The organism is Moraxella sp. (assembly GCF_024227015.1).
GTDB lineage: Bacteria > Pseudomonadota > Gammaproteobacteria > Pseudomonadales > Moraxellaceae > Moraxella.
The window spans coordinates 1-1,510 of sequence record NZ_JAAELD010000169.1 but is presented as its reverse complement, the minus strand read 5'-3'; the positions used below and the strand labels follow the sequence as shown (position 1 = coordinate 1,510).

Below are 1,510 nucleotides of genomic sequence, written 5' to 3'. Positions count from 1 at the left end.
GGCGATGATGTTGCACCTTTGGCATTAGTCGCTGATGCTAAGGTGGGTAGCGTACTAGATGGTTTGCCAGAGATTTTATCACCCTTTATTGCTGAAGCCAAAAAACCTTTGGTGTCCATGTTCCCCGATGTGGACGATGACATCAAAGAGATTTTTATTGAAGAAGCAGGTGAAGTACTAGAAGACATTATTCCCAAATTTGCTACTTGGCAGCAGTCAGGTGCAAGCGATTTGTTGGTGGATGTGCGACGCGGTTTTCATACGCTAAAAGGCTCTGGGCGTATGGTCGGAGCGATGGAGCTTGGCGAGCTGGCTTGGTCGGTTGAAAACATGATGAACCGCGTGCTAGATAACAGCGTGTTCTTTGATGATGGCATGAGACGCTTGGTGTCTGATGTGATGGCAGGCTTTGGTGATTTGGTGGAGCTGTTTGCTAATGACAGCAAAACTTATCCTGAGCAAATGACCCTATGGACGGCAGTCGCCCATGCATACAGTAAGGGTTTGGGTAGTGACTTTGATTATCGTTATTTACAAGGTGATACAAAGCCACAGTCTTTAGAACAAGATGAGTCCAATCCGTCCGCCCAAACCAGTGTTATCCAAGTAGCTGGTAGTGATGAAGCAGAGGTTGATGGTATGCAAGCACAACACGGCGTGCAGCAGTCTCGTATGTCGGATGCTTTGAGTTCTATCCAGCAGGTTGGCGAAATCATGCAAAACGCCCCTGTCTTGACCGCTCATGACGAAGAAGAAGCGATGCTTTGTCATATCTTTATTGAAGAAGGGCGTGAGCTGCTCGATCAAGTTAGGGAGTTTTTGTTAAACCACGAATACAGCCAAAGTGTGCCTGTCAATGATGAAATCGTGCGTGCGTTTCATACCTTGCGTAGTGCATCAGGTCTGCCACCCCTTGCCGATGTGGGTGATGTCGGCGCAACCATTGAAAAAGTGCTACAAGACTTACAACAGCATGAACTGCCTATGGGTCAAACGCATTTACAAGCACTAGATAATGCAGTAGAGCTGATCGAAGCACGTCTTAATGCTTATGAAAACCCCACACCGGTGGATGGGGAGTGGCATTTTGATGAAGATAAGCAGGTGCTACAGACGCTGCTACTTAACCCTGAACACGAAGAATATCCAAGTGTCGGTGAGCTGATTACAGGTTTAGATGATCTGCTTGATGCTGATTTGACGGTGGAAGATGCCTTTGCCAAGGGTACAGGTGAGATTTTGGCATACAGTCAAAGACAGCTTGAACTTATTGATGTATTATCTGAGCGGACGGTATCACGTTTGGCGTTTGGACGAGTGCTTAGTGCGCTGCGTTCGGCGTATCGTTTGCTTGATGAATATCCTGACTGCGCCGAAGATGATGAGTTTGTGCAGGCGCTTGTTTCTGGTCATCAGGAGCTTTTGGGTCTGTTTGACTCATTAGCAGGTAGTATGTCACTGCATATTGATGAGGCAACCATTGTTCGTTTAGATGACAGTGTGGTCAAGC

The 1,510-nt window shown here is 47.0% G+C and carries 1 protein-coding gene; it reads left to right on the top strand.

Annotation, left to right across the window (positions count from 1 at the left end):
• On the top strand, positions 1–1,510 hold a 1,510-nt coding region (locus GY683_RS03910; RefSeq protein ID WP_297287505.1), incomplete at both ends, for an Hpt domain-containing protein.